Source organism: Streptococcus parasanguinis ATCC 15912 (assembly GCF_000164675.2).
GTDB classification, from domain to species: domain Bacteria; phylum Bacillota; class Bacilli; order Lactobacillales; family Streptococcaceae; genus Streptococcus; species Streptococcus parasanguinis.
This window is the reverse complement of record NC_015678.1, coordinates 991,588-1,013,231: the sequence shown is the minus strand read 5'-3', so window position 1 is coordinate 1,013,231 and position 21,644 is coordinate 991,588. Positions and strand designations below refer to the sequence as shown.

The 21,644-nt window shown below is 43.2% G+C and carries 22 protein-coding genes and 1 riboswitch; of the genes, 20 read left to right on the top strand and 2 right to left on the bottom strand.

What is annotated here, in order from left to right:
* Window positions 1-18: 18 nt before the first annotated feature.
* Window positions 19-1,464 carry a UDP-N-acetylmuramoyl-L-alanyl-D-glutamate--L-lysine ligase gene (locus HMPREF0833_RS04805; protein ID WP_013903967.1) on the bottom strand — a complete coding sequence of 482 codons (1,446 nt, stop codon included), beginning with the start codon at window positions 1,462-1,464 and terminating at the stop codon, window positions 19-21.
* An 87-nt stretch (window positions 1,465-1,551) separates the two neighbouring features.
* Between HMPREF0833_RS04805 and HMPREF0833_RS04800 the strand changes: the two genes are divergently transcribed.
* The 13 genes from HMPREF0833_RS04800 to HMPREF0833_RS04740 all read left to right on the top strand — a co-directional run bounded on the left by HMPREF0833_RS04800 (window position 1,552) and on the right by HMPREF0833_RS04740 (window position 16,393).
* Window positions 1,552-3,180 (top strand): putative polysaccharide biosynthesis protein, encoded by a 1,629-nt coding sequence (locus HMPREF0833_RS04800; RefSeq protein ID WP_003014575.1) that lies wholly within the window; start codon window positions 1,552-1,554, stop codon window positions 3,178-3,180.
* A 291-nt stretch (window positions 3,181-3,471) separates the two neighbouring features.
* Complete coding sequence (locus HMPREF0833_RS04795; RefSeq protein WP_013903965.1) at window positions 3,472-4,569, top strand: cystathionine gamma-synthase; 1,098 nt, start codon at window positions 3,472-3,474, stop codon at window positions 4,567-4,569.
* A gap of 1 nt (window position 4,570) precedes the next feature.
* The gene (locus tag HMPREF0833_RS04790; RefSeq protein WP_013903964.1) at window positions 4,571-5,734 is read left to right on the top strand and encodes a MalY/PatB family protein; all 1,164 of its coding nucleotides are present in this window, start codon (window positions 4,571-4,573) and stop codon (window positions 5,732-5,734) included.
* Window positions 5,735-5,769: 35 nt separating this feature from the next.
* Window positions 5,770-5,927: riboswitch (M-box (ykoK) riboswitch) on the top strand.
* A 207-nt stretch (window positions 5,928-6,134) separates the two neighbouring features.
* A complete protein-coding gene (gene mgtA / locus HMPREF0833_RS04785; RefSeq protein ID WP_013903963.1) occupies window positions 6,135-8,795 on the top strand; it encodes a magnesium-translocating P-type ATPase in 2,661 nt (886 codons plus the stop codon).
* 219 nt (window positions 8,796-9,014) lie between these two features.
* Window positions 9,015-9,644 carry a uracil phosphoribosyltransferase gene (gene upp / locus HMPREF0833_RS04780; RefSeq protein ID WP_003005574.1) on the top strand — a complete coding sequence of 210 codons (630 nt, stop codon included), beginning with the start codon at window positions 9,015-9,017 and terminating at the stop codon, window positions 9,642-9,644.
* A 129-nt stretch (window positions 9,645-9,773) separates the two neighbouring features.
* Window positions 9,774-10,364, top strand: coding sequence for an ATP-dependent Clp protease proteolytic subunit (locus tag HMPREF0833_RS04775; protein ID WP_013903962.1), 591 nt, complete (start codon window positions 9,774-9,776; stop codon window positions 10,362-10,364).
* A gap of 277 nt (window positions 10,365-10,641) precedes the next feature.
* Window positions 10,642-10,920 carry a DUF2129 domain-containing protein gene (locus tag HMPREF0833_RS04770; protein WP_003013098.1) on the top strand — a complete coding sequence of 93 codons (279 nt, stop codon included), beginning with the start codon at window positions 10,642-10,644 and terminating at the stop codon, window positions 10,918-10,920.
* Between the two features lie 108 nt (window positions 10,921-11,028).
* Window positions 11,029-12,186, top strand: coding sequence for an ABC transporter substrate-binding protein (locus tag HMPREF0833_RS04765; RefSeq protein WP_003016149.1), 1,158 nt, complete (start codon window positions 11,029-11,031; stop codon window positions 12,184-12,186).
* Between the two features lie 81 nt (window positions 12,187-12,267).
* Window positions 12,268-13,137, top strand: coding sequence for a branched-chain amino acid ABC transporter permease (locus HMPREF0833_RS04760; RefSeq protein ID WP_021153669.1), 870 nt, complete (start codon window positions 12,268-12,270; stop codon window positions 13,135-13,137).
* Window positions 13,138-13,140: 3 nt separating this feature from the next.
* Window positions 13,141-14,088, top strand: coding sequence for a branched-chain amino acid ABC transporter permease (locus HMPREF0833_RS04755; RefSeq protein WP_013903960.1), 948 nt, complete (start codon window positions 13,141-13,143; stop codon window positions 14,086-14,088).
* A complete protein-coding gene (locus HMPREF0833_RS04750; protein ID WP_003005595.1) occupies window positions 14,088-14,852 on the top strand; it encodes an ABC transporter ATP-binding protein in 765 nt (254 codons plus the stop codon). Before HMPREF0833_RS04755 ends, HMPREF0833_RS04750 begins: the two co-directional genes overlap by 1 nt.
* Entirely contained in the window at window positions 14,852-15,562 is a 711-nt protein-coding gene (locus HMPREF0833_RS04745) for an ABC transporter ATP-binding protein (RefSeq protein ID WP_003005434.1), read from the top strand. The genes HMPREF0833_RS04750 and HMPREF0833_RS04745 overlap by 1 nt, the downstream gene beginning before the upstream one ends.
* 174 nt (window positions 15,563-15,736) lie before the next feature.
* A complete protein-coding gene (locus HMPREF0833_RS04740; RefSeq protein ID WP_041818341.1) occupies window positions 15,737-16,393 on the top strand; it encodes a CBS domain-containing protein in 657 nt (218 codons plus the stop codon).
* A 41-nt stretch (window positions 16,394-16,434) separates the two neighbouring features.
* Here the strand turns inward: HMPREF0833_RS04740 and HMPREF0833_RS04735 are convergent, their stop codons facing one another.
* Window positions 16,435-17,322, bottom strand: coding sequence for a YitT family protein (locus tag HMPREF0833_RS04735; RefSeq protein ID WP_013903958.1), 888 nt, complete (start codon window positions 17,320-17,322; stop codon window positions 16,435-16,437).
* A 149-nt stretch (window positions 17,323-17,471) separates the two neighbouring features.
* Between HMPREF0833_RS04735 and tmk the strand changes: the two genes are divergently transcribed.
* Genes tmk through HMPREF0833_RS04700 form a run of 7 tightly spaced genes read left to right on the top strand, consistent with a single transcriptional unit; the run spans window position 17,472 to window position 21,623 of the window.
* A complete protein-coding gene (gene tmk / locus HMPREF0833_RS04730) occupies window positions 17,472-18,110 on the top strand; it encodes a dTMP kinase (RefSeq protein WP_013903957.1) in 639 nt (212 codons plus the stop codon).
* Entirely contained in the window at window positions 18,107-19,000 is an 894-nt protein-coding gene (locus HMPREF0833_RS04725) for a DNA polymerase III subunit delta' (protein WP_013903956.1), read from the top strand. Before tmk ends, HMPREF0833_RS04725 begins: the two co-directional genes overlap by 4 nt.
* Before the next feature lie 9 nt (window positions 19,001-19,009).
* Window positions 19,010-19,330 (top strand): DNA replication initiation control protein YabA, encoded by a 321-nt coding sequence (gene yabA, locus HMPREF0833_RS04720; RefSeq protein WP_003005416.1) that lies wholly within the window; start codon window positions 19,010-19,012, stop codon window positions 19,328-19,330.
* A gap of 2 nt (window positions 19,331-19,332) precedes the next feature.
* Window positions 19,333-20,190 (top strand): 16S rRNA (cytidine(1402)-2'-O)-methyltransferase, encoded by an 858-nt coding sequence (gene rsmI / locus HMPREF0833_RS04715; protein WP_013903955.1) that lies wholly within the window; start codon window positions 19,333-19,335, stop codon window positions 20,188-20,190.
* Window positions 20,191-20,207: 17 nt separating this feature from the next.
* Window positions 20,208-20,789, top strand: coding sequence for a GNAT family N-acetyltransferase (locus HMPREF0833_RS04710; protein WP_003008260.1), 582 nt, complete (start codon window positions 20,208-20,210; stop codon window positions 20,787-20,789).
* Entirely contained in the window at window positions 20,773-21,264 is a 492-nt protein-coding gene (locus tag HMPREF0833_RS04705) for a methylated-DNA--[protein]-cysteine S-methyltransferase (protein WP_013903954.1), read from the top strand. Before HMPREF0833_RS04710 ends, HMPREF0833_RS04705 begins: the two co-directional genes overlap by 17 nt.
* A 5-nt stretch (window positions 21,265-21,269) precedes the next feature.
* Window positions 21,270-21,623 carry an arsenate reductase family protein gene (locus HMPREF0833_RS04700; RefSeq protein ID WP_013903953.1) on the top strand — a complete coding sequence of 118 codons (354 nt, stop codon included), beginning with the start codon at window positions 21,270-21,272 and terminating at the stop codon, window positions 21,621-21,623.
* Window positions 21,624-21,644: the final 21 nt, after the last annotated feature.

Below are 21,644 nucleotides of genomic sequence, written 5' to 3'. Positions count from 1 at the left end.
CGTTTGATTATCGTTTGATTATAAATAACGTTCAGCGATGGTGGCGTCACCCGGATACTCTTCTTTTACGCCATTGACGATTTGGTAGCAGTCCGCTCCTTTTCCGGCGATAATGACGGCATCTTCAGGCTTGCTGGTTGTTGCCATGGCCAGTTGAATGGCTTGCTCTCGATCTGAAATTTTCTCAACAGGGCGCGTGATGAAACTGCTAATCTCTTCAGCGATAGCCAAAGGATCTTCATAGTTGGGGTCATCCGCTGTGAGGAAGACTTGGATTTCAGGATGGTCTTCTAAGAGTAAGCCAAAGTCCTTGCGACGGCTCTCTCCTTTGTTCCCAGTTGATCCAAGAACCAGTGAAATAGTCCCCGTTTGATGGGTTTCAACAACTGATAGCAGTTTTTTCAAGCTATCTCCATTATGGGCATAGTCGATGAAAACCTTAGCGCCGTTTTTCTGAGTCAAGACTTCCATTCGGCCAGGAACTCGCGTCTTAGCAATCCCTTTTTGGATATCCTCGAGGCTCGCACCTAGACGAAGACAGGCAAGACCTGCTGCTACAGCATTTTCTTGGTTAAAATGGCCAATCAGTTGGATATCGTAGTCGCCTGCTAGCTTACCAGTGGCTGAGAAGCTGAAAGCTTTGGAGGTTTCAATTTGATTCTCAGACTGGCTTCCATAAAAATCGTGGTCTTGGTTCGCGACTTGATCCGCTAAAACTTGGAAATGATCCATATCGCTATTGATGACAACGGCTTGGCTATTCTTCATGAGGAGACGTTTGTGGTAGAAATAATCCTCAAAAGTTGGGTGTTCAATCGGTCCAATATGGTCTGGACTGATGTTGAGAAAAACACCGACGTCAAAGGTAAGACCGTAAACCCGCTTCACCAGATAAGCTTGACTGGAAACTTCCATAATCAGGTGAGTCCGATCATTGGCTACTGCCTGGGCCATCATAGCAAAAAGATCCAAACTCTCTGGCGTTGTCAGGGTTGATTTAAAGAAGTTTTTACCATCCAGTGTTGTATTCATGGTAGACAGCATAGCTGGTCGGTGACTTTGTTCCAAAATATGGTAAGCAAAGTAGGCCGCTGTTGTCTTTCCCTTAGTCCCTGTGAAGGCCAATAGTTTTAATTGTTTCTCAGGGTGCCCATAAAACTCCATGGCAATTAAGCTCATGGCCTGTTTGATATCATTGACGAGGATGGCAGGAATACCAACTTCATAATCTTTTTCAGAGACATAAAAACCGAGTCCATTAGAAATAGCCTGTTCCAGGTATTCTTTTTTGAAGTTGGCCCCTTTGACAAAAAAGAGGGTGCTAGCAGAAACCTTACGGCTATCATAGCTAATGGCATCAAAACGTGTTCCTTCTAAATGGTAGTAGTATTCACCATTTACTAGAACTTCTCGGAAATTTTGGTCATGTTTTAAAATGTTGAGGGTTTGTTCAATTGTAATCATAAAACTATTGTAAACCTAAAGTCCCTATTTTACAAGTGTCATGGAAAAGTTTATAATGAAGAGAAGAAGAAACGAAAGAGGACACCAATGAGTCACGAACAAAATGACCAGCAAGCCCAGATGCTTCGCGGGACTGCCTGGATGACAGCCAGCAACTTTATCAGCCGTTTGCTAGGAGCTGCTTATATTATTCCTTGGTATATTTGGATGGGCAAATATGGGCCACAAGCCAATGGTCTTTTTACAATGGGCTACAATATCTATGCTTGGTTTCTCTTGATTTCGACAGCCGGAGTACCCGTAGCTGTTGCCAAGCAAGTAGCCAAATACAATACCCGGGACCAAGCCGATCATAGTTTTGCTTTGATTCGGGGCTTCTTGAAATTCATGGGAATTCTAGGCCTTGGATTTGCCATTCTCATGTATCTTTTATCTCCTGTCTTTGCTAGCCTTTCAGGTGGGGGGAAAGAGTTGATTCCGATCATGCAGAGCCTTTCTTGGGCTGTCTTGATCTTTCCTTCGATGAGTGTCATTCGGGGATTTTTCCAAGGTTTTAACAACATGAAGCCTTACGCTATAAGCCAGATTGCAGAACAAGTCATTCGGGTCATCTGGATGTTGCTCACGACCTTCTTCATTATGAAGATTGGCTCTGGAGATTATGTGCAAGCTGTTACGCAGTCAACCTTTGCTGCCTTTATCGGAATGGTAGCAAGCTTGTTGGTTCTCTTTTACTACCTTGCAAAGACAGGCTTGCTCTCATCTATTTTTAAAAAACAAGAGGAAAGTGAAGAAATTGATACCCGGGCACTCTTGATCGATACTATACGGGAAGCCATTCCTTTTATCATTACTGGTTCCGCGATCCAGCTCTTCCAAATTGTCGACCAGATGACCTTTATTAATATTATGTCCTGGTTCACAGATTATAGTCAGAAACAGCTCTTGGTCATGTTTAGTTATTTCTCTGCTAATCCAAACAAAATTACTATGATCTTGATCGCAGTAGCGACTTCGATTGGGGGAGTCGGAATTCCTCTTTTGACAGAGAATTACGTGAAGGGTGACCTAAAAGCTGCTGGGAAGCTCGTACAGGATAACTTGACCATGTTATTGGCTTTCTTGCTTCCAGCGACCTTTGGTGCAGTTGCGGTCGCAAAACCACTTTATACGGTTTTCTATGGGCAACCAGATAGCTTAGCATTGGGACTCTTCATTGTAGCGATGTTGCAGACCATTATTTTAGGTCTTTATATGGTCTTGTCTCCAATGATTCAAGCCCTCTTTCAAAACCGCAAGGCTATTCGCTATTTCTTTTATGGTGTAGTGGTGAAATTGGTCCTACAAATTCCATTTATTTTGGTCTTTCGTTCTTATGGACCACTTTTGTCAACGACCATTGCGTTAATGGTGCCAATTGTTCTCATGTATCGAGAGATCCAAACCATCACTCAGTTTAATCGAACCATCGTCTTTAAGCGCACCTTACTTGGTTCTATTCTGACCGTGGTGATGCTACTTGGAGTCTTGATTGCAGGCTTGATTTTGGGCTGGATTTTCCCACCAAATGGTCGTGTATCGAGCATGATTTATATCATCGTCATTGGCGGATTAGGAGTTGCTATTTATGGAGCCTTAGGATTATGGCTACGATATTTTGACCGCTTTATCGGAGGTCAAGCCACACGTCTCAGACAAAAATTCCGAATGAAATAAACCTGAGAGGCTGGGACAAAAGTCCTAGCCTCTCAATTATTTTTGGATTGTCGAGCAAGACGCAGTGGTTGAGTGGGCTCTACTACGCTGATCTCATCAGCTTTTACAGCTCTACTCAACTGTGCGGAGGTGGGACGACGAAATCGAATTCTAACGAATTACCGATTTCTGTCCCACTCTCTTTTCTTATAGTTTGAAGCTATAGCTAGGTCTTGGAAATGGGAAAACCGCTCTCCTCATAATAGTGATAAAATAGTAATCAGTTAGATTGAATATTTATCGGAGGGCAATATGAGTAAAAAACGCAATATTAATACTATCTTGGCACAGGCAGGAATCAAGTCGGATCAAGCAACGGGAGCTTTGACGACTCCTTTGCATTTCTCTACGACTTACCAACACCCAGAATTTGGTCAGTCTACAGGTTTTGACTATACCCGTACGAAAAATCCAACACGCGCAACAGCGGAGAAGACTTTGGCAGCTATCGAAAGTGCAGACTATGCTTTGGCGACAAGCTCTGGAATGTCAGCCATCGTACTTGCTTTTAGCATTTTCGCTGTTGGTTCAAAAGTCTTGGCCGTTCGTGACCTTTATGGAGGTTCTTTCCGCTGGTTTAACCAACAAGAGCAAGAAGGTCGTTTCTCTTTCACCTATGCCAATACAGAAGAAGAACTGATCCACCATCTAGATAATGATCCGGTAGATGTCCTCTATATTGAAACACCAACCAATCCATTGATGTTGGAATTTGATATTGCTTATTTAGCCAAATTGGCCCATGCAAAAGGTGCCAAAGTCGTGGTGGACAATACCTTCTATAGCCCGATCTATCAACGTCCGATTGAAGAGGGTGCTGATATTGTTCTTCATTCAGCAACCAAGTACCTAGCTGGTCACAACGATGTCTTGGCTGGTGTTGTCGTGACAAATGAGGCAGACTTGTATGACAAACTCTTTTACAATCTGAACACGACAGGTGCTGTTCTTTCCCCATTTGACAGCTATCTGCTGATCCGTGGTCTCAAGACGCTTTCTATTCGGATGGAGCGCTCCACAGAGAATGCTCGCAAGGTGGTCGAGTTTTTGAAAACATCCCCTCAGGTCAAAGAAGTCCTCTACACTGGAAAAGGTGGAATGGTCTCCTTTAAAATTCAAGATGAGAAAAAAATTCCCAACTTGTTGAATTCCCTTCAAGTCTTTACCTTTGCAGAAAGTCTTGGCGGAGTTGAAAGCTTAATCACTTATCCTACCACTCAGACTCATGCAGACATTCCTGCAGAGGTTCGCCATTCATACGGTTTGACAGATGATCTTCTTCGTTTGTCCATCGGAATCGAAGAAGCGGATGATTTGATTGAAGATTTGAAACAAGCATTGGAGGCTTAAGATGACCAAATATGATTTCACGACTTTACCGAATCGCTTGACCCACCATACCTACAAGTGGAAAGAAACAGAAACAGATCCAGAAATCATTCCGGCTTGGATCGCGGATATGGATTTTAATGTCATTCCAGAAGTACGAGAAGCTGTTATCGGCTATGCTGACCAAATGGTCTATGGTTACACCTATGCATCGGATAGCCTCTACCAGTCTATCCTTGATTGGGAAAAAGAAGAGCACGGCTATTCCTTTGACAAGGAAGCGATCGTCTTTATCGAAGGTGTTGTTCCAGCTATTTCAACAGCTATTCAAGCCTTCACCAAGGAAGGGGATGCGGTCTTAATCAATACACCGGTCTATCCTCCATTTGCACGAAGTGTCAAACTCAATCGTCGAAAATTGATCGAAAATTCGTTAGTCGAAAAAGACGGTCTTTTCCAAATTGATTTTGATCAGCTAGAAAAAGACATTGTGGAGCAAGACGTTAAACTCTATGTTTTGTGCAATCCGCACAATCCTGGAGGCCGTGTATGGGATCGTGAAGTCTTGGAAAAAATCGGCCACCTCTGTCAAAAACATGGTGTCCTTCTCGTTTCAGATGAGATCCACCAAGATTTGGCCTTGTTTGGTCACCGTCATACCAGCTTTAATACGGTTGATCCAAGCTTTAAAGACTTCAGTTTTATCTTAACCAGTGCAACCAAGACCTTCAATATTGCAGGAACAAAAAATTCCTATGTGGTCATTGAAAATCCAAAGCTTCGTACGGCTTTTAAACAACGACAATTGGCCAATAACCAACATGAAATCTCAGGCTTGGGCTATATTGCAACAGAAGCGGCTTATCGCCATGGTAAACCTTGGTTGACAGAGCTCAAGCAAGTCTTTGAAAAACACATTGACTATGTCGTAGATGAACTGCATGAAAAGACCCATATCCGTGTCATGAAGCCCCAAGGAACTTATCTTCTTTGGTTGGACTTTTCCGCCTATCCTTATAGCGATGATGAGCTGCATGCTAAAATTCATGACCAAGCCAAATTGATTTTGAACCGTGGAACAGATTTTGGAAAAGAAGGAAACTTGCATGCCCGCCTCAATGTAGCAGCCCCTTTCACCCTCATTGAAGAAATCACCAAACGCTTGGTGGAAATTTTTCACAAATAAGTGTTGACTTTCTGTAAGTGAAGGAGTACAATAAACTCGAAATACGGTAGGTGAGGCTACCACAAGGATACGGATGACTACCGCAAAGCAGTGGAGACACTACTCGTTGGTCAACAGTCCTGATCGCAAAGGTCAAGACTAAGCTCATTTCATTGCCTTGTGGAGCTAAAGCTTGGACGGTCAGTTTTTTGAGAGTTTTGATTGAAAAATTAATGACGAGTTTCATGAGTCCTACCGATCGAGGGTAGGACTCTTTTTTATGCCTTACCAAGAAAAGAGAAAGGAGAGAGCTATGATACAAATCGACGATCATCCCGAACCGCACCGAACCAGCCAATCGCTGATTTGTGTCGTAGGGACTCCAAAAGTGATTGGCTCCTGATTGAAAAAGGAGATACCAATGCAAACAAATAAAGAAAGACTCATTGCTGCTCTTCAAGAACCACTTGAAAGCACCTTTGCCACCTACAAAACCAGTGCCCTTGGTTTGGTTGACGATCAAGTAGAAGAAAACCGTGATGCCTATGGCGAAAATGTCATCACAAAAGGTCAAGAAGATTCCATGATCAAAAAGATCTACGAATCGATCATCAATCCTTTTACGGTGATTTTATTGGTCATTGCGCTGGTTTCCTTCATCACCAATGTCTGGCTAGCAAAACCAGGTGAACAGGATCCAACAACCTCCATCATCATTGTGACCTTGGTCTTGATCTCTGGTGGTATCCGCTTCATTCAAGAATTGCGGAGTGATAAAGCTGCCAGCAACTTATCACGTATGATTGTCAATACAGCGACCGTTCTTCGTGATGGGTCGGAACAAGAAATTCCGATCGATGAAATCGTCGTAGGAGATGTGATCAAACTAAGTGCCGGCGATATGATTCCAGCAGATGTGGTCTTGATTGATTCCCGTGACTTCTTTGTCCAACAATCTGGCCTCACAGGGGAAAGTGATGCTGTTGAAAAAGTTTGTCTCAGAAAAGCCGACAGTCAAAATCTAGATAGTCTCTTGGAAAGTGAAAGTTTGGCCTTTATGGGGACCAATGTCATCTCCGGACGGGCAACAGCCTTGGTCTTGGTCGTGGGGGATGAAACCATGATGGGAGCTATTGAGCAAACCATCAACACCTATGACGAACCAACCTCATTTGAGAGAGAAATGAATACCATCTCTTGGCTCTTGATTCGGCTCATGTTAGTGATGGTGCCCGTTGTCTTTGTGATCAATGGTCTCACAGATGGTGACTGGTTAGAAGCAGGTGTCTTTGCCCTCAGCGTTGGGGTTGGTTTGACTCCTGAAATGCTGCCGATGATTATTACAGCGAGTCTTGCGAAGGGCTCCATCATCATGGCCAAGGAAAAAGTCGTTATCAAAAAACTCAATGCCATTCAAGACCTTGGGGCTATTGATATTTTGTGTACTGATAAGACAGGTACCTTGACCCAAGATGAAATCGTTTTGGAGTATCCGCTTGATATCCATGGCGATTTGGATCTATCAGTTCTTCGCCGGGCTTACTTGAATTCCTATTTCCAAACCGGGCTAAAAAATTTGATGGACCGGGCGATTATCAATCGGACCCAGAAAGAAGCCAAGAAACATGAAATCGTTCGCGATCTGGATCAAACTTTCCATAAGATTGATGAATTGCCTTTTGATTTTGAACGTCGTCGCATGAGTGTCATTGTCAAAGACGAAGACGATGTGGTCAGCATGGTGACCAAGGGTGCCTTGGAAGAAATGCTTTCTGTATCGACTTATGTTGAATACAAGGGGGAGATTAAACGCCTGACAGATGAAGTTCGTCAAGAGGTCCTTGCTGAAGTTGCTCAATTAAATGAACAAGGACTTCGTGTTTTGGGAGTCAGCTACAAAACTGACTTGGACGAAAATGAAATCTTTAGTGTTGAAGATGAAGGAGATATGATCCTAACCGGTTACCTTGCCTTTCTTGATCCACCAAAACCTTCTGCAGCTCCCGCAATCAAAGCTCTTGCAGAATATGGGGTAACCACCAAGATCTTAACTGGGGACAATGAAAAGGTCACCCAAGCTGTCTGTGAAAAAGTAGGACTAGATGTCGAGCGGATTCTTTTGGGAAGCGAAATCGATACGATGACAGACCAAGAGTTAGCACAAGTTGTAGAAACAACAACGGTCTTTGCCAAACTATCACCCGATCAAAAAGCGCGGATCATCCTCAGTCTCAAGAACAATGGCCACAAGGTTGGTTACATGGGAGATGGTATTAACGATGCTCCATCCATGAAGGTCTCAGACGTTGGGATCTCCGTGGATACCGCTGTTGATATTGCCAAAGAAACGGCAGATGTCATCCTTCTGGATAAGGACTTGATGGTCCTTGAAAAAGGTTTGGTTGAAGGCCGCAAGGTCTATGCCAATATGACCAAGTACATCAAGATGACGGTCTCTTCTAACTTCGGGAACATCTTCTCTCTTCTCTTTGCCAGCATCTTTTTGCCCTTCCTTCCTATGGCCCCCGTTCATTTGATTGTGCTCAATCTTATCTATGATCTTTCCTGTATCGCCCTTCCTTTTGACAATGTCGATAAGGATTTCCTTAAGAAACCTCGTATCTGGGAAGCAAATTCCATCATGCGCTTCATGGCCTGGATCGGTCCAATTTCATCTGTATTTGACATTATTACCTACATGCTTCTTTACTTCCTTGTTGTCCCAATGATTTTAGGTCATGGGTACAACCATGGAGCAGTAGATGCAGCAGCCTTTATCATGGTTTTCCAAACCGGATGGTTTATCGAATCCATGTGGTCTCAAACGATGGTTATTCATATGTTGCGTTCACCAAAACTTCCATTTATCCAAAGTCGTCCAGCCTTCTCAGTCGTGGTGACGACCCTAGTAGCAGCCTTCTTTGTAACCTCCCTTCCATATAGTCCTTTGGCTTCTATCTTGAAGTTGAGCCAACTAAATGGATTATACTTTGTTCTATTGTTTGCGATTATCGTCCTCTATATGCTGAGTGTGACGGTTGTCAAACGTATCTATATTAAGAAATACAAAGAATGGTTGTAATTTATTTATAGAAAGAGTGAGTCCGAACTTAAAAAATTAAGTGTAAGGGCTCTCTTTTTTTTGTAAAATTTGGTATAATAAGAAGAATGTAAAGTTGGAAATGAAGATTTCCATGTGCTGTGAGTATCAAAGAGGGACTGAAAGAAAGAGTAGAGCTTGACTCCGCTTTTATCATGGCTCTTTTTTGAATAATAACAGCTTAGAAAGAAGGATCTCAAAATGGGAAAATTAGAAGTTATTACACATCCACTGATTCAACACAAATTGTCTATTCTCCGCCGCACGGATACCTCTACGAAGGCCTTTCGTGAATTGGTAGATGAAATTGCTATGTTGATGGGCTACGAAGTTTTGCGTGAATTGCCTCTTGAAGATGTTGAGATTGAAACTCCTATTACTAAAACGGTTCAAAAACAGATTGCAGGGAAGAAATTGGCTATTGTCCCAATTCTTCGTGCAGGGATTGGGATGGTCGATGGTCTCTTGAGCTTGGTACCAGCTGCTAAGGTTGGACATATCGGGATGTACCGTGACGAGGAAACTCTGAAACCAGTTGAATACTTGGTGAAATTGCCAGAAGATATCGATCAACGTCGCATCTTTGTAGTAGACCCTATGCTTGCTACGGGTGGATCCGCTATTCTAGCTATTGATTCCTTGAAAAAACGTGGCGCTAGCCATATTAAATTTGTCTGCCTGGTATCAGCGCCAGAAGGGGTGAAAGCTCTTCAAGAAGCTCACCCAGATGTTGATATCTTTACAGCAGCCCTCGATGATCATTTGAATGAACATGGCTACATTGTTCCTGGTCTTGGAGATGCAGGTGACCGTTTATTCGGTACCAAATAAAGAAACCATTCATTATAAGTCCGAAAGGTGCTTTAGATTTGACCTTTTTTGACCATTGGTTTATAATAGCACATATACTTTGAACCTCACGAATCGTGAGAATGAATGGATACTAAAGGAGAAGAATAGATGATTCCAGTAGTTATTGAACAAACCAGTCGTGGAGAGCGTTCTTACGATATTTATTCCCGTCTGTTGAAAGATCGAATTATCATGGTAACAGGACCAGTTGAGGACCAAATGGCTAACTCCATTATCGCTCAATTGCTCTTCTTGGATGCCCAAGATAATACAAAAGATATCTATATGTATATCAATACTCCAGGTGGCTCTGTCTCTGCAGGTCTCGCCATCGTAGATACCATGAACTTTATCAAGTCAGATGTCCAAACTATTGTTATGGGGATGGCGGCTTCTATGGGAACTATCATTGCTTCAAGCGGTGCGAAGGGCAAACGCTTCATGTTGCCAAATGCAGAGTACATGATTCACCAACCAATGGGTGGTACTGGTGGTGGTACCCAACAAACCGATATGGCGATCGCAGCAGAACACTTGCTCAAAACACGGAATAACTTGGAAAAAATCCTTGCGAACAATTCAGGTCAATCCATTGAAAAAGTGCATGCTGATGCTGAACGTGACAATTGGATGAGCGCGCAAGAAACACTTGAATATGGCTTTATTGATGAAATCATGGCCAATAATAAATTGGACTAAACCATCCTATGGGAAGGTCCGTCAAGAGGCTGGGACAAAAGTCCTAGCCTCTCAATTATTTTTGGATTGTCGAGCAAAACGCAGTGGTTGAGTGGGCTCTACTACGCTGATTTCATCAGCTTTTACAGCCCTACTCAACTGTGCGGAGGTGGGACGACGAAATCGAATTCTAACGAATTACCGATTTCTGTCCCACTCTCTTTTTTGCTCTCATAAAAGAGTAGTTCTTTTTCTTGAAATTTGATATACTAGTAACAGAACGAGAAAGGGATTAACCATGTTTGAGAAACAAGAAAGAACAGGCTTGATTGTTAAATTGTATTACAATCGAGATGGGAAAAAATTACAATCTGTCGGAGATGTCTTGTACCATTCTAAGAAATGCCGTTATGTCCAATTGTATGTGGACAGCGACAAGGCCGATCAAGTCATGGAAGACTTAAAGAAAGAACGTTATGTCAAAAAGGTCTTGCCTTGCCATCTCAAAGATTTAGATACAGATTTTGTGGGGAGTTTACAACGATTGGAGACCCCATCTGTGGTCACAGAAGGTTAGAAAACGCAATCATTTGATGGATTGCGCTTTTTTTATTGACAATTGTCAGATAATTCGGTATATTCTTAATGTATTTATTTTAAGATTCATTTAAGGAGATCATTACAAATGAAGAAAAAATTTGCTCTTTCATTTTTAACCATTGCAAGTGTCGCTCTTCTTGCTGCTTGTGGTGAAGTTTCTACTTCAGGTTCAAACACAACCGGTAACGAAATCGGCAAAGAACTAAAAGTCGGTTTTAACTTTGAAAAAACTGGTGAAGTAGCAGCCTACGGTAGTGCCGAACAAAAAGGTGCTCAATTAGCCGTTGATGAAATCAACGCTAAGGGTGGAGCTGACGGTAAGAAGATCGTTGTCACAGATAAAGATAACAAATCTGAAACAGCTGAAGCAGCTACAGTCACTACAAACCTTGTCACTCAATCAAAAGTAAATGCTCTTGTAGGACCTGCAACTTCAGGTGCCACTGCAGCAGCGGTTGCCAATGCTGGTAAAGCAGGTGTTCCATTGGTTACACCATCTGCAACTCAAGATGATTTGACAAAAGGTCAAGAATACCTCTTCCGTGCAACCTTCATCGATAGCTTCCAAGGAAAAATCATTGCCAAATACACCACGGATAACTTGAAAGCGAAGAAAGTCGTTCTTTACTACGATAACTCATCTGACTATGCGAAAGGGATTGCTGAAGCCTTCAAGAAATCTTACAAAGGTGAAATCGTAGCAACAGAAACCTTCCAATCTAAGGATACAGACTTCCAAGCTGCCCTTACAAAAATCAAAGATAAAGACTTCGATGCGATTGTTCTTCCAGGTTACTACACAGAAACTGGTAAGATCGTAAACCAAGCGCGTGGTATGGGAATCAAACAACCAATCATTGGTGGGGATGGATTTAGCGATGCTAAATTCGTTGAACAAGCAACACCTGCTGCAGCTACAGACATCTACTACGTAGCTGGATTCTCTACTGAAGGTGAAATGACTGATAAAGCCAAGAAATTCGTAGAAGCCTACAAAGCGAAATACAATGAAGAACCTTCAATGTTCGCAGCTTTGGCTTATGATTCAGTTTACATGGTTGCCGAAGCATCTAAAGGTGCTAAGAACTCTGTCGAATTGAAAGACAACCTTGCGAAGTTGAAAGACTTGGAAGGTGTGACTGGTACAATGTCAGTTGACAAGAACCACAACCCGGTTAAATCAGCTCTTATGATTGGCTTGAAAGATGGTAAAGTCAAATCAGTTGAGTCTGTTAAACCATAATTATCATTTGTTGTTTGTACAAGAGGCTGGGAGAATGAAAATTCCTGGCCTCGCTCTTTATTGTTAGAAAGGATGGTTCAAATGCTCCAGCAATTAGTGAACGGTCTAATCTTGGGGAGTGTCTATGCACTCTTGGCCCTTGGTTATACCATGGTGTATGGAATTATCAAATTGATCAACTTTGCCCATGGGGATATCTACATGGTAGGTGCCTTTATGGGATATTTCTTATTGAACTCGTGGAAAGTGAACTTCTTTGTAGCCTTGCTCCTAGCGATGGTTGGGACAGCTATTTTAGGGGTTGTAATTGAATATCTGGCTTATCGTCCGCTTCGTCATTCGACTCGGATTGCAGCCTTGATCACAGCCATCGGGGTTTCCTTCTTGCTCGAATATGGGATGGTCTTCTTCGTAGGGGCCAATACCCGTTCCTTCCCGCAAGTGATTAAAACGGTTCGTTACAACTTCGGTCCTATTTCAATCTCCAATATTCAGTTGATGATCTTGGGAGTGTCTGTTTTCTTGATGGTCGCTCTTCAATTTATTATTCAAAAGACAAAGATGGGGAAAGCCATGCGGGCTGTATCTGTCGATAGTGATGCCGCTCAGTTGATGGGGATCAACGTAAACCGTACGATCAGCTTTACCTTTGCTTTGGGATCAGCCTTGGCAGGTGCTGGTGGTGTCTTGATTGGTTTGTATTACAACTCGATCGAGCCTTTGATGGGGATGACACCAGGGATCAAAGCCTTTGTCGCGGCCGTTCTTGGAGGAATCGGAATTATTCCAGGTGCTGCCCTAGGTGGATTTGTTATCGGTTTGTTGGAAACCTTCGCTACAGCGATTGGTCTTTCAGACTTCCGTGATGCCATTGTGTATGCCATCTTGATTGTGATCTTGCTCATCCGTCCAGCAGGTATCCTCGGTAAAAATGTGAAAGAGAAGGTGTAAGCCATGAAACAAAATTTAAAAGTGAATTTAGTCTGGCTTGGTCTTTTGGTCGCAGGTTTTGCCTTGATCCAAGTCTTGGTTGCAGCAGGTGTGCTCAACCTCTTCTATATCCAAATTTTGGAACAAATCGGAATTAATATTATCCTTGCAGTTGGCTTGAACCTCATTGTTGGTTTCTCAGGTCAATTCTCACTCGGGCATGCCGGATTTATGGCGATTGGTGCCTACTCTGCAGCTATTCTTGGTTCCAAATCACCAACCTATGGTGCTTTCTTTGGTGCGATGGTTTTAGGTGCTTTGATTGCTGGTATCGTTGCCTTGATCGTTGGGGTTCCAACCCTTCGTTTGAAAGGGGACTACCTTGCAATTGCGACACTTGGGGTTTCTGAAATCATCCGGATCTTGATCGTTAATGGTGGTACTCTCACCAATGGGGCTGCTGGGATCCTTGGTTTGCCAGCCTTTACAACTTGGCAATTGGTTTACCTCTTTGTTGTGATTACAACGATCTTTACAATTAACTTCTTACGCAGTCCAATTGGACGCTCTACCCTTTCTGTTCGTGAAGATGAAATCGCAGCAGAATCTGTTGGGATCAATACGACCAAAGTCAAAGTCATCGCCTTTGTATTTGGTGCGATCACAGCGGCGATTGCTGGATCTCTCCAAGCTGGCTTTATCGGCTCTGTTGTTCCTAAAGATTACTCTTTCACCAATACTATTAATGTCTTGATCATTGTCGTGTTTGGTGGTTTGGGATCAATGTCAGGAACAGTTGTGGCAGCCATCGTCTTGGGTATCTTGAACATGGTGCTTCAAGACTTCTCAAGTGTACGTATGATCATTTACTCATTGGCTTTGATTCTCGTGATGATCTTCCGTCCAGGTGGTCTTCTTGGAACATGGGAATTCAGCTTGAAAAAACTACTCTCAAAAAAGGAGGCTAACTAATGGCACTTCTTGAAGTAAAAAATTTAACAAAAAACTTTGGTGGTTTGACAGCCGTTGGGGATGTGACCATGGAACTCAATGAAGGGGAATTGGTTGGGTTGATCGGGCCCAACGGTGCCGGGAAAACAACCCTCTTCAACCTCCTAACAGGGGTATATGAACCAAGTGAAGGGACCATTACCTTAGATGGTCAGCTACTAAATGGTAAAGCACCTTATAAAATCGCTGCAGGTGGTCTGGGACGGACTTTCCAAAATATTCGTCTCTTTAAAGATTTGAGCGTGTTGGACAATGTTTTGATTGCCTTTGCCAATCACCACAAACCACATGTCTTTGCGAGTCTTTTCCGCTTGCCAAGCTATTACAAGAATGAAGAAGCTTTGAAAGCGAAAGCTCTTGAATTGTTAGCGATTTTTGGTTTGGAAAAAGAAGCAGATACCTTGGCCAAAAACTTAGCTTACGGACAACAACGTCACTTGGAGATCGTTCGTGCCCTTGCTACAGAGCCAAAAATCCTCTTCTTGGATGAGCCTGCTGCAGGGATGAACCCTCAAGAAACAGCAGAATTGACCCAATTGATCCGTCGCATTCAAAAAGAATTTAATATTACGATCATGCTGATCGAGCACGATATGAGCTTGGTTATGGAAGTAACAGAACGGATTTATGTATTGGAATACGGTCGCTTGATTGCCCATGGTACGCCAGATGAAATCAAGACCAACAAACGCGTAATCGAAGCATATCTAGGAGGTGAAGCCTAATGTCTATGTTAAAAGTTGAAAATCTTTCTGTACACTACGGCATGATCCAGGCTGTCCGTGATGTCAGTTTCGAGGTAAACGAAGGGGAAGTTGTTTCTCTTATCGGTGCTAACGGTGCTGGGAAAACATCCATTCTTCGTACCATTTCAGGTTTGGTGCGTCCAAGTGCTGGGAAAATTGAGTTTTTGGGTCAGGAGATTCAAAAGGTTCCGGCTCAAAAGATTGTAGCAGCAGGACTCTCTCAAGTTCCAGAAGGCCGCCACGTCTTTCCAGGCTTAACTGTTATGGAAAACTTGGAGATGGGAGCTTTCTTGAAGAAAGATCGAGAAGAAAATCAAGCTAACTTGAAGAAAGTCTTCTCCCGTTTCCCACGTTTGGAAGAACGGAAGAACCAAGATGCAGCAACCTTATCTGGTGGGGAACAACAAATGCTAGCAATGGGTCGTGCACTTATGTCAACGCCAAAACTCTTGCTTCTGGATGAACCTTCTATGGGATTGGCCCCAATCTTTATCCAAGAAATCTTTGATATCATCCAAGATATCCAAAAACAAGGGACAACTGTTCTCTTGATCGAGCAAAATGCCAACAAGGCTCTTGCCATCGCAGACCGCGGTTATGTTTTGGAAACAGGGAAAGTCGTTCTTACCGGAACAGGAAAAGAACTCTTAGCCTCAGAAGAAGTCCGCAAGGCTTACCTTGGTGGATAAGATTTCTAAAGTTCACTAGAATGTCAAAAAGAAAGGTCCTGAAGACCTTTCTTTTTTCATCTCTCTTGTTTGATTTTTCTAAATTTTGAAAACAAGAGAAAACTGCTGAAAGCGTTTGAAATCATTCTTAAAATCAAGTATAATAAAACTAATAAAAGCATAGGAGAACTTGTTATGGCTGTTAAAGATTTTATGACACGTAAAGTGGTTTACATTAGTCCAGATACTACAATTGCCCATGCGGCAGATTTGATGCGGGAACAAGGTTTGCACCGTTTGCCAGTCATTGAAAATGATAAATTGGTTGGGTTGGTGACAGAAGGTACGATTGCAGAAGCAAGTCCATCTAAAGCAACAAGCTTGTCTATTTTTGAGATGAACTATCTATTGAACAAGACCAAGGTTAAAGATGTCATGCTTCGCGATGTCATTACTGTCTCTAAATTTGCTAGCTTAGAAGATGCGACCTACCTCATGTATAAGAACAAGGTGGGAATTCTTCCAGTCGTGGACAATGAGCAAGTATCTGGTGTCATCACAGACCGTGATATTTTCCGTGCCTTCCTTGAAGTATCCGGTTATGGTGAGGAAGGAGTTCGTGTTCGCTTTGTGACAGAAGATAAGGTTGGCGTTCTAGAACAAATCATTCACTTGATTGTAGAAGAAGGATATAACATCGCCAATACAGTCAATATCCCAACCAAAGACGATCGTGTCGTTATCGAGGTTCAAATTGATGGGGTGACAGATCTAGAAGGAATCCGTAGTAAATTTGAAGCCAACGGTTTGAAAGTCGATGAAATTACTCGAACAACCGCAAAAGCTATTTAATAGAAAAATCAGGCTGGACGTCATCCAGCCTGATTTTTCTATTAACGGGTAATGGGTTGTTTTTCTTTATCTAAAGTGAAGCCTTCGCCGAGAATTTCATGGGCTTCTGAAATGGTGATAAAGGCGAATGGATCAATCTGATTGATGATGTCTTTCATTTGTTTCATCTCATTCCGTGAAACGACACAGTAGACGATATCCAGGTCCTTACGGCTGTAATAGCCCATCCCGCGGATAAAGGTAATCCCGCGACCCAGGTCGTCAGATACCTTTTGGGCAATTTCTTCTGGTTTAGATGTAACGATGAGGAAGCCTTTTCCAGCAAAACCACCTTCTCCAATCAAGTCAATCACAAGGGTGTCAATCAGGATAAAGAAGAGGGTGTACATAGCGGTACGGACATCTTGGAAGACAATGACCACAGTTGTCAGAACAATGGCATCTACAATCAACATGAGCTTTCCCATACTGAGGGAAGTGTATTTGTTAAAGATGCGAGCGAGGATATCTGTTCCTCCAGTGGTTCCTCCAGCATTGAAGATAATCCCTAGCCCCAAACCAAGTACAACCCCTGAGGCGATACAGGCAAGCAGAATATCTCCTTTAAAGGCGTTAAAGATGAAGTGATGGTAGCGGTGGCTGAGGGGTATCGCTTCAAAAATCGCCATCCAAGCGGAAACCGAGAAAGTCCCCAGTAAGCTCAGGTAAAGAGATTTCTTGCCCAGCAGTTTCCAAGCCAGAATGAAAAGAGGGATATTGATCAGCAAGTTCATCAGGGATACGGGGACTTTTAAGAGGTAATAGGTGATTAAGGTAATCCCTGTCGCTCCTCCTTCATAGAAGTGAAAGGGAATGACCAAAAAATAGATCCCAAACGAAAAGATGCCGGCCCCCAAGATGATAGCCAGAATATCTTTAAATTTAAACATGATAGGTTGTCTCCTAAAACTTTATAAGAACATTGTAACAAAAAAGTGAAAAAATGAAAATGACTTTGAAAAATTTTCTCTCCTAAAATACAAGATTTTTACCCTTATTTTTGGTAAAATAAAAAGTAGAAAACTAGAAAGAGGATACTATGGTAAACGGTACATTAATTTCATTTGAAGGTCCAGAAGGAGCGGGGAAATCATCGGTCCTAGAAGCCGTTTTGCCTCTACTTGAAGAAAAAGGAATTCCTTTTATTACAACCCGTGAACCAGGCGGTGTAGACATTGCAGAAAAGATCCGCCAAGTCATTTTAGATCCAGACCATACTCGTATGGATGCCAAGACCGAGTTGTTGCTTTATATTGCTAGTCGCCGGCAGCATTTGGTGGAACGTGTCTTGCCAGCCCTTGCAGCTGGGAAGGTTGTCTTGATGGACCGCTTTATTGATAGCTCGGTCGCTTATCAAGGGTATGGTCGCGGTTTGAGTGTGGAAGATATCGAGTGGCTCAATCAATTCGCGACAGATGGTCTTAAACCAGATCTCACCCTTTACTTTGATCTGGATGTCGAAGAAGGGCTCGCTAGAATTGCGAAAAACCAAGAGCGGGAAGTCAATCGTTTAGATTTGGAAGGTTTGGAGCTTCACCAAAAAGTCAGACAAGGTTATTTGGCCTTGTATGAAAAGGAACCAGAGCGCATTGTGAAAATCGATGCCAGTCAATCCTTTGAAGCAGTCTTTGCGGATGTCTTGGCTGTTTTAGAAACTCGCTTGGGGATATTGAAATGAAGCTAGAAGAGATCCAACAGCTCCAGCCGGAATTGGTGGAGCGTTTCACCCAGATCTTAGAACACAAACAGCTTAGTCATGCTTATCTCTTTACAGGCTCTTTTGCCAGTTTTGAGATGGCCCTCTTGCTAGCTCAAAGTCAATTTTGCGAAGATTTGCAGGGAGTCTGGCCTTGTGGCAAATGCCGTTCCTGCCGCTTGATTGAAGAAGAAGAATTCTCAGACGTAAAGATCGTGCGTCCAGTCAACCAGATCATTAAGACCGACCGCATTCGTTCGCTGGTTCAAGACTTTTCTCAATCAGGATTTGAAGGGAGCCGGCAGGTCTTTATCGTCCAAGATGCGGATAAGATGCATACCAATGCAGCCAACTCTCTCTTGAAAGTCATGGAAGAACCCCAGAGTGAGATCTATCTCTTCTTGTTGACTTCCGATGAAAACTTGATCTTACCGACCATCAAGAGTCGGGCTCAGCAGGTCCATTTTCCTAAAAAGCAAGCCTACCTAACCGAACTACTAGAAAAAGAAGGCTTGATCAAATCACAGGCAAATTTAGTAGCTCGTTTTAGTTTTAGTCTCGAAGATGCAGAGCAGCAAAAAAAGAATGCTACGTTTTTTGAACTGGCAAAAGTTTGTGATCAGTTCATCGAACGTTGTCAATCCAATTTGAATCGTGCTTATTTGGAAGTGACCCGCTTGGTGAGCTTAGCAGATGATAAGGAAAAACAAAACCAGGCCTTTCGTTTGATGGAGTTGGCTTTAGAAGAGCAGTTGCGCTTTAGTAGATCCCAGCAGTTGCTTGAGAAATTGAGTCTTGCTCGCACCATGTGGAAGGCCAATGTTTCTTTTCAAAATGCTCTAGAATATATGGTTTTGAGCTTAGAAAGTTAAGGAGTCAGAATGAATAAAAAAGAATTATTTGATGCTTTAGACGGCTTTTCTCAGAATTTGTTGGTCACCTTGGCTGAAGTCGAAGCCATCAAGAAAAATTTGAAACAAGTCATCGAAGAAAATACAGCTCTTCGCTTAGAAAATGATAAATTGAGAGAGCGTTTGGGGGAAGTGGAGAAGACCTCATCCGCCAAGTCCCAACACCATGGTCGTGAAAATTTGCAACGTATTTACAACGACGGTTTTCATATCTGCACTTATTCCTACGGTCAACGCCGTGAGAACGATGAAGAGTGTATGTTTTGTGACGAGTTGTTATTTAGGGAGTAAGCATGCAGATCCAACGAAGTTTTAAAGGGGAAAAGAAAACAGGGGTGCTTTACCTGGTCCCAACACCGATCGGTAACCGGGAGGATATGAGTTACCGCATGGTCCAGACCTTAAAGGATGTGGACTTGATCGCAGCTGAGGATACTAGAAATACAGGCCTCTTGCTCAAGCATTTTGAGATTGCGACGCCCCAGACTAGCTTTCATGAGCACAATGCCATGGAGAAAATTCCAGATCTGATCGCCTATTTAGAATCCGGAAAGGATGTGGCGCAAGTCTCAGATGCAGGACTCCCTAGTATCTCTGATCCCGGTCATGATTTGGTCAAGGCAGCGATCGAACGAGAGATTCCTGTCGTAGCTGTGCCTGGTCCTAGTGCGGGTATAACGGGTTTGATTGCCAGTGGCCTAGCCCCTCAACCTCATATTTTTTATGGATTTCTGCCTCGCAAAGAGGGGCAACAGAAGGCCTTTTTCCAAGAAAAAGTGGCCTATCCTGAGACCCAGATCTTTTATGAGTCTCCCCATCGAGTGAAGGCAACCTTAGAGAATATGTTGGCTGTCTATGGGGATCGTCCGGTTGTCCTGGTTCGTGAATTGACCAAGATCTACGAGGAATATACTCGTGGCAGTATTTCTGAGTTAGTCGCATTTCTTGAAGAAAATCCCCTCAAAGGGGAATGCCTCTTGATTGTCGAAGGAGCCAAGGAAGAAGAGCTAGATCTAGAAGAGGTCGACTTGATCCAAGAAATCGATACCTTGGTCCAAGAGGGCATGAAGAAAAATCAAGCAATTAAACAGGTCGCCAAACAATACGGCCTGCAAAAGAGTGAGCTCTATGCTCGTTACCATCAAGACTAGGAAAGGTTGGAAGCAGGATGGAAATTAGAATGGCTTATCCCAACGAGATTAAGCGAATTATGGAAATCATCCAAGATGCCAAGGAAAGCCTGGCTCAAAGACAGGTCGACCAGTGGCAGGATGGCTATCCAGATGAAGAGATCATTTTTGAGGATATTCTAGAAAGTCGTGGCTATGTGGCAGTTGAAGATCAGGAAGTTGTCGCCTATGCAGCTGTCTACAAGGGCAACGAAGCGGCCTATAATGAGATTTACGATGGCAAGTGGGAGCATGACAACTATATGTATGTCACTTTTCACCGCGTCGCTGTAGCTAAAGAAGCTGCTGGCAAAGGGGTGGCTCAGACCTTCCTTCAAGGTTTAATCGAAGGAGAAAAAGGGCCGGATTTCCGTTGCGATACGCACCCGGATAATCTGGTCATGCAACATTTGCTTGAAAAATTGGGCTACCATTATTGTGGAAAGGTCCCTATTGATGGAGTCCGTCTGGCTTATCAAAAGATCAAACGAAAAGCAGAAACTAGTCTATTCCAAGTGGTCTCAGAAGAGGACCGCTGGGACCAAAGAGCGGAAGCAGCCTACAATGACTCTCTATCTTAAACAATTTTATGAAAGCCCTATGGGGCTTCTTTCGATCGTTGTCAGTGAAGAAGGCCTTGTTGAGCTTGATTTTTATGATCCGAAAGAAGAGGCACCTGATCCCTATGGGGCGCTGGAACAGGTCCATCCCTACCATGAGAAGGTGAAGGAGTGGTTGGACCACTATTTTGCGGGAGATCCAATCACTATCAGTTTTCCACTAGCACCGCAAGGGACAGCCTTCCAAGAGCGGGTGTGGCAGTTGTTGCGAGAGATCCCATATGGTGAGACCAAAACCTATGGCCAGCTTGCCCAGGATCTTTCTTGTGGTTCAGCCCAAGCCGTGGGACAGGCTGTTGGACGCAATCCCTTGACGATCTTAGTCCCTTGTCACCGTGTGATGGGAAAAGATGGACAACTGATGGGCTATGCGTCTGGACTTGATCGCAAACGCTGGCTCTTACACCATGAAGGAATTACCTGGAAGGAGAAATAAAAGCGATGTATACCTTTATTGAATACCCAAAATGTTCGACTTGTCGAAAGGCTAAATCAGAATTGGACGGTCTCCAATGTGAGTTTCAAAGCCAAAACATTGTCACAGAAACACCGACTAGCCAAGAATTGCAAGACTGGATGGCAGCATCTGGCCTACCGATCAAGTCTTTCTTCAATACTAGCGGAATGAAATACCGTGAACTCGGTTTGAAAGATAAGGTGGATCAACTGACAGTGAAAGAAGCGGCGGATCTCCTTGCTTCAGACGGTATGCTGATCAAGCGGCCTCTGCTTGTAGAAGACGAAAAAGTTGTTCAAGTGGGCTACCGGAAACCGTACGCAGACTTAGTTTTGTAAAAGAAAAGGGAGTTGGGCTCC